Consider the following 7,391-nt stretch of genomic DNA (forward strand, 5'->3'; position numbering starts at 1 on the left):
CCTTCATTTTTTACTGTTTAACCACAATTGCACCATTGCCATTCTCCGTCCAAAAGGCAATAAAAACCATTCCTTCTCTGCGATAATTCGACTCTTTGCAATGTAAAGCAAAAAGATGATAGCACCTACCCCTACACTTGTAAGGGCTGTAAACATAGCGTTAATCCTACTCGGTAGTCCACCAAATAACCAACTATCTACTATGAATATCCATGTTAGCACAGTAATTATCATGAATATCGAAGCTACGATTAAATGCCCGTAAAAGTTAATTGTTGCAAATCGAATCCTCAATATTGAATACAGATAAAAGTATAAACTTATTGCAATAAAGGCAAATCCAATATTACTGGCAATTGCCGCTCCCATTATCCCGTAACCAGGTAGTAACCACATATTAAAAAACCATTTAAGGGTGAGCCCAATTATCAGCAATATTGCAGTTAAAGTTACTTTTCCTAATCCTTGTAACACAGATGTCATTGTTAAAATTAATGAAAGCCAAAAGATTTGGATACAAAATACCGCGATTGTTGAGGAGAAATCTCTCGTCTCAAACAACATTTCATTAACAGGGGGCAGTACTAAAATTAGGCCAAGTGTTGCTGCCACTCCAAATAGAAGTGCGATGCGGAAGGTCAATTGAGCATATGGAATGGCATTTCTACCAGTCTTCTTTTTTGTTGCATAAGCAATCATTGGAACTATTGAAAGTGACAAAGTCGAAGCGATGAGAATTCCCATTTGAACTAAAGGTAATCCCCTGTCATATGTGCCTTTCATCTCCATCGCCGTTAAACGACTGATTCCAGCTTCAGTTAGACTTTTAAAAACTGTAAAGGAGTCTACCAGTTGAAAAAACAACAAAATAAGTGAACTCATACTAACACTTAAGCTAATGATAGTAAGTTTCTGGACAATTGGTCTGATTTTAATCGTGTTAGGAGTTCTCTTAAATAATTCATGTGATGATTTTTTTTGCACATATAGCAATAGAAGTATAATACCTGCAATTTCACCAACTATGGCACCTAAAAGTGCTGTACTACCGGCAGTATATAAAGAGGCTCCTGTCCTAACAACGATGAATGTACCCACCAAAATAACCGTCACACGTACAACTTGCTCAACGACTTGTCCATAAGCAATAGGTTCCATTCTACCCTCTGCTTGAAACGAACCCTTCAGTAGGGCGAGAAAAGGCATTAACAGCATCACAAACGAGCCAGTATGTAATAGTTTTGAAAGCTCCTGATCACCCATCCAAGCAGCTAGCAAATCTGCTCCTGTAAATAACAAAGTAAAACCGATGATGGATATAATGCTTAAATAAATAAATGCTATACGTAAGATAGCTATTCTTTCATTAGCCTGCGCTTCATGTACATCTGCTAAAAGCTTAGAAATGGCAACCGCAAATCCATAGGATGTCCATATCGTTAGCACCCCGATAAACGGATACACTTGTTGGTATATGTAGAATCCTTGATCACCTACAATATTTTGAAAGGGTATTCTGTAAACTGCACTGAGCGCTTTAACAATTAAGGCAGAAAAAGTTAATAACACCGCGCCCTTCATGAATTTTTGCATCGTCCATTCGTTGGTCATAATTTTCCTCATCCAATCAAGCAATATGTAGTTCATATTACTTGCCTCACCTTTGATTCATATACAGCAGAAATCTTGAGGTTATATTGGCTTCTTTTCTAAAATAAGTAATTTTAAGTCAGTATCATAGCCATCTACATACATTTTAAGAACATTATAACATGAAAAAAACGCCTCCTTAGTTAGTAAGAAGACGTTTTTTTCGATTATTCCAACATGGAGTATATTTACCATCGGACTCTCTCCATTTCGATGTTGTACAGTACAGTAGCGAAACTCAAACTAAACAGGCCACATCACGGGTCAGGAAGCATGCGACAGATGTCGAGTGTTTTCCTTTTCCCCTTAACTCATTCGAAAATAAGTATTTGATTTAAAAACTCCTGAGCAAGTCAAGCCAAAGTGACTTCTCCACAATTTAGTGTTCCATTTGTTTAGCTAAAAAGTGGGCTGCAGTTTCTGCTGCCTTTATTTCAGCATCTCCAATAGTATGGACTTTTGATAATAAGTAAACAGCACCAATCGGGTTTCCACTAGCAACAATCGGTGCAACACAATACGATTTTACTTGTTCGACTTGTCCCGAAATCCATTCAACGGATTTTTCCGTTTTTTCCGTGACAGTCGTACGCATTTGCAGAATTTCTTCCGCTTGGGAAGATAATCGATGGTTCAGATAATCTTTTTTTGATACGCCAGCAACTGCAATCATTTCATCTCGGTCGCTAATAAAAGCCGGAGTGCCGAGCGTTGCATATAACGTTTCTGCATACTCCTGAGCAAAATCACCCAGTTCACTAATTGGGGAGTATTTTTTCAAAATTACTTCTCCATCGCGATCTGTAAATATTTCCAGTGGGTCTCCCTCTCGAATCCGAAGCGTTCTTCTAATTTCTTTCGGAATTACGATACGGCCGAGATCATCAATTCGTCTGACAATGCCTGTAGCTTTCATCCTTGTTCCTCACTTTCAATAGAAATTCAAATTTCTCTGATTTCTAACATAGTATGCGTCATGTTTGGACAAAATATGCAATATCGGTATTACTCACCAACAGAGGTAACTACTTCTTTCCTGACTTCAAATAATAATTTCATCATTGCTTCTAATACGTCAAACGGGTGATGTTTATTCAGTTTTTTTTCATCAATTGTTATAAGCAGTTGTTGAAGGGAATTCATTTGAAAACCAACTGCTCGCCCATAGTCTAATGATGACTGTACCAACATAGCGCCTTTCGTTTTCTGTGTGCCTTTTATTGATAGTGTTATCGTCAATAAAAGGTTCGTTTTTTTAATCGACTCAACGTCAGTTTGTTTTGCCCATACTTTTATTCGTGAAATTCGCATTAAGCGTTCTGCTTCAACAGGCATATTTCCAAAACGGTCTATCAATTCATCAACAAGGTCTTCATATTCTTTCTCATTTCCCACTGCTTTAATACGTTTATACATCTGAATTTTTTGAAATCCATCTGGAATATAGGAGTCCGGCAAATACGCATCAAACGGTAATGAAATTTCTACATCCGATATCTCTTCTTGTTTCACAATACCACTTTGTTTCTCTTCGATTGCTTCTTGTAGCATTTGGGCATATAAATCAAAACCAACTGAATCGATAAAGCCGTGTTGCTGTGAACCAAGCAAGTTTCCTGCTCCACGAATGGATAAATCCCGCATGGCAATCTTGAACCCTGAACCTAGTTCTGTAAATTCTTTTATTGCTTGTAATCTTTTTTCAGCAACATCTGTCAAAACCTTGTCCCGTTGATACATAAAGTACGCATAAGCTACTCGATTTGAACGACCAACACGACCTCTTAATTGATACAATTGTGAAAGTCCCATACGATCAGCATCTTGCACAATCAACGTATTAACATTCGGTATATCAATACCTGTTTCGATGATGGTCGTGGTGACTAATACATCATAATCGCCTTCTAAAAATGTAAGTATTACTGATTCTAATTCTCTTTCTGTCATTTGGCCATGCGCAAAACCAATACGAGCTTCCGGAACAAGCATTTGAATTTCATCTACCTTACGTGCCATATCTTCTACACGATTGTATAGATAAAATGATTGCCCGCCTCTTGCCATTTCACGTTCAATGGATTCTCGTACAAGTGCACTATTTTGCTCCATTACATATGTTTGGACAGGAAAACGATTTGCTGGAGGCGTTTCAATTACAGATAAATCACGCACTCCAACCATCGACATATGAAGCGTTCTAGGGATCGGAGTTGCTGTTAGTGTCAACACATCAACATTCGTTTTAATTTGTTTAATCTTTTCTTTGTGTGTAACACCAAACCGCTGCTCTTCATCGACGACAAGCAACCCTAAATCGTGGTATTCGATATCTTTGGATAACAAACGATGTGTACCAACCACCACATCAATTGTCCCTACTTTTAACCCTTTAATCGTTTCAGTTTGCTGTTTTTTTGATCTGAAGCGACTTAGCAACCCTACTTCTACTGGAAAATCCGCAAACCGTTCTTTCATGGTTTCGTAATGTTGTTGAGCTAAAATGGTCGTCGGCACTAAAAAGGCTATTTGTTTACTATCCAGCACAGCTTTAAATGCTGCCCGAATAGCCACTTCTGTCTTCCCGTATCCAACATCCCCACAGACTAAGCGGTCCATTGGTCTTTCTCTTTCCATATCACGTTTTACTTCTTCAATCGAACGTAATTGATCATCTGTTTCTTCGTATTGAAATGCCGCTTCAAATGTATGTTGCATTTCTTGGTCAGGCTCAAACGCATACCCTTTTTCAGACTCTCGTTTGGCATAAAGTTTTATTAAATCATCTGCAATATCTTGTACTGCAGCAGACACTTTTATTTTTGTTTTCTTCCACTCTGCGCCGCCTAGTTTATGTAGCTTAGGTTGCCTTTCTTCGGACGCCACGTACTTTTGAATTTGATCTATTTGATCAATCGGTACAAACAATTTATCTTCTGCTTGGTACCTAATGTGTAAGTAATCTTTATGAATCCCATTAATTTCAAGCGTTTCAATGCCAATATATTTCCCTATACCATGATGAGTATGAACAATAAAGTCACCAGCTTTGATTTCTGAATAACTCTTTATTCGTTCAGCGTTCGTCATCTTTTGTGGGCGTGATTTCTTTTTTGGTCGTTGCTTAAAAAGTTCCTCATCCGTCAGAACCGCTAAACGTTGGAGCGGTAGTTCAAACCCATTCGACATTTCACCATTTACAATATATATACCTGGTTGTTCAGGCTCGCTTTTCCCAGATAACACATGACTAGTCATATCATAATCTTCTAGAACATCTTTAACTTTTTTCTGACGTTCCTTTCCTTCAGCCAAAATAAACACAAAAAATTTCCCGGCTTCAAAACGTTCCATTTCATTTTTCAAGAGGTTCATTTGTCCATGGAAATGTTGCATAGGTTTACAAGAAAATGAAATCGATTTTTTCAAAGGAATTCCTGAAAAAGCACGTGCAAATACAGAAAAATATACCTTTCGTTGAGTCATCATCCCAAGAATTTCTTTAAAGCTAAACGAGATCTTTACATCATGAACTGTTTTACCTTCTTCAAGCAATGATATATGCCAATCTTTTTCTTCACGTTCTAGTGAATTTGTTGTTTCTTGGATTCGTCCAACCTCGTCAAATAGCACCAAACCTTCTTTATCAAAATAGTCGCCTAAAAAGGTAGGGTGATCTTCAAGAATGGAGACATACTTATTCACATGTTCAGGTATATCACCTGATCTAAGCAACTCTATATCATGAGAAATATTTCTAAGTAGTAGCTCTTTTGTTTCGGGCTTCTTTAATTTTTTTAAACTAGTAGCCAATGACACTTCTAATTTTTCAGCAAGGAGACTTAGTTGTTTACTCGTCCACACAAATTCGGTTGCGGGGAGAATGCATACTTTTTTAAGTTTCTTAATAGACCGTTGATCTTCCGCAGAAAATGTGCGAATTGAATCGACTTCCATATCAAAGAATTCAAGTCTAATTGGATTTTCCAAATAGATTGGGTAAATGTCCAGAATGCCTCCACGTAGCGCAAACTCCCCGGGAGCAGTAACTATCGATTGTCTGGAGTAACCCATTGCAACCAACTGTTCAAGCCACTCGTCCAAATTCACTTCTTTACCAATTGAAGTTTCAAGACGACTCGCTTTCCATTGTTTCAGATTTGGCATGTGACGACGAAGTCCCGCTATTGGTGTTATAACAACCCCGCGCTTGTTAGAATGCATAAATTCAAGCGTTTCAATACGTCCAGCACGAAGTTCGGGACTTGATGCTGATAAATCAGCAGCAATCAACTCATCGGCAGGATATAAGCGTACTTTATCTTCTCCAAGTAGCTTTACCATGTCTTCAAATAATCGCTGAGCCTGCAACAAATTCGGTGAAACTACTAAAATCGGTTTCTCCGTCTCTATTGCAATAGATTGAATGAAGAGTGGTCGTGCACCTCCAACCAGCCCTGTAACTAGTTGTTGATCAATTCCTTTTTGAATATCTGTTAGTAATTCATTAATATGATGGTCTTTCATAAATAATTGATGTAATGATTCCATAAGAACCTCCTTATAAGAGAAGCGCACAGTGTCTATCTAGCCCTATAACATGAAATGTGGAAGAAGCATTATTTAATGCGCTAGAGAGCGTAAAAATGCGAAAGAACGAAGGCTAAGATTGCAACGTCCTGTCGCAACCCCTTCGTGACCCATATCGCGAGAGACCAAAACAGAAAAAGGCTTTGTGCGCGAAACCCACGCCAAAGCTACTTCTTATTGTATCCATTTTTGCATAGCATAGTAGTCTGGATTATCCAGCAGAGATTTTTCACAATGCTCACAAATACTGTTTACGGTTAGTATACCCTCTTCATTTTCAGTAATAAATTCTTCCGAGAACTCTTCTTTCATTTGCTTAACTCTACCATGCTGCAATACGGATTGGCCTGTTAAATGCCCCATTTCTTTTTTGCAGTGTCTACACTTTACACGAATTGACATAATCGGACCGGCCTCCTTTTTTTTAGTATAGACCGGTCGGACTCAATTTATTCCTTATTAACATTAAAACGATTCATCACATCAAGAAAAGATAACGATAACCACTGTTCACAAGCATCAGCGCTTTTATTCAATACCTCATTTATCAAAGGCTTTTCGTCTTTTGTAAATTCGGACAAGACATAGTCAGGTATTTTCATGCCAGTTTGAGGTCGGTCAATTCCTATACGAATACGATTAAAATTTTGCGTCCCTAGATGTTGAATGATTGACTTGATTCCATTGTGACCACCAGCACTACCTTTTTGACGAAGTCTAATCTTACCAACAACTAAATCCAAGTCATCATAAATAACAACGATATCTTCTTCTTTGATATCGTAGTAATTCATTAGCGGCACAATACATTCACCTGACAAATTCATATATGTGAGCGGTTTTACAAGTAATATTTTGCCTTGTGGTTGATGAATGATTGTGTACATCCCTTTGAATTTCATTTGGCTTAAGGTTGTATTAAAACGATTGGCCAATTCATCTATAACTTCAAAACCAATATTATGCCTTGTATGTTCATAGGTTTTTCCGGGATTGCCTAATCCGATAATCATTTTCATAAACGAAACGTCCTTTTCAAGGTTAGTACCTTTTATTTTATCACAAAGCACGTAATTATTTATACAGCAAGAAGAATGGCTGAAGCCCACTTGCATAAGAAAAACCGGACAAAGTGCGCCCGGTCCTTAAAG

6 protein-coding genes are annotated in these 7,391 nt (G+C 37.9%); all 6 read right to left on the minus strand.

Annotated features, from left to right (window positions below; genetic code table 11):
* Positions 1-3: 3 nt before the first annotated feature.
* The 6 genes from B371_RS0116110 to pth all read right to left on the minus strand — a co-directional run bounded on the left by B371_RS0116110 (position 4) and on the right by pth (position 7,259).
* Positions 4-1,611 carry a polysaccharide biosynthesis protein gene (locus B371_RS0116110; protein WP_019415340.1) on the minus strand — a complete coding sequence of 536 codons (1,608 nt, stop codon included), beginning with the start codon at positions 1,609-1,611 and terminating at the stop codon, positions 4-6.
* A gap of 81 nt (positions 1,612-1,692) precedes the next feature.
* Complete coding sequence (locus B371_RS23615; protein ID WP_019415341.1) at positions 1,693-1,845, minus strand: hypothetical protein; 153 nt, start codon at positions 1,843-1,845, stop codon at positions 1,693-1,695.
* A 184-nt stretch (positions 1,846-2,029) separates the two neighbouring features.
* Entirely contained in the window at positions 2,030-2,566 is a 537-nt protein-coding gene (spoVT, locus tag B371_RS0116120; RefSeq protein WP_019415342.1) for a stage V sporulation protein T, read from the minus strand.
* 89 nt (positions 2,567-2,655) lie between these two features.
* Positions 2,656-6,201, minus strand: a complete 3,546-nt coding sequence (mfd, locus tag B371_RS0116125) for a transcription-repair coupling factor (RefSeq protein WP_019415343.1) — start codon at positions 6,199-6,201, stop codon at positions 2,656-2,658.
* 213 nt (positions 6,202-6,414) lie between these two features.
* Positions 6,415-6,642, minus strand: a complete 228-nt coding sequence (locus tag B371_RS0116130) for an anti-sigma-F factor Fin (RefSeq protein WP_019415344.1) — start codon at positions 6,640-6,642, stop codon at positions 6,415-6,417.
* A 47-nt stretch (positions 6,643-6,689) separates the two neighbouring features.
* On the minus strand, positions 6,690-7,259 hold the full coding sequence (gene pth, locus B371_RS0116135) for an aminoacyl-tRNA hydrolase (RefSeq protein WP_019415345.1): 570 nt from the start codon (positions 7,257-7,259) through the stop codon (positions 6,690-6,692).
* Between the last annotated feature and the right edge of the window lie 132 nt (positions 7,260-7,391).

Origin of the sequence: Paenisporosarcina sp. TG20, from assembly GCF_000286315.1 — a bacterium.
In the GTDB taxonomy this organism is placed as follows: Bacteria; Bacillota; Bacilli; order Bacillales_A; family Planococcaceae; genus Paenisporosarcina.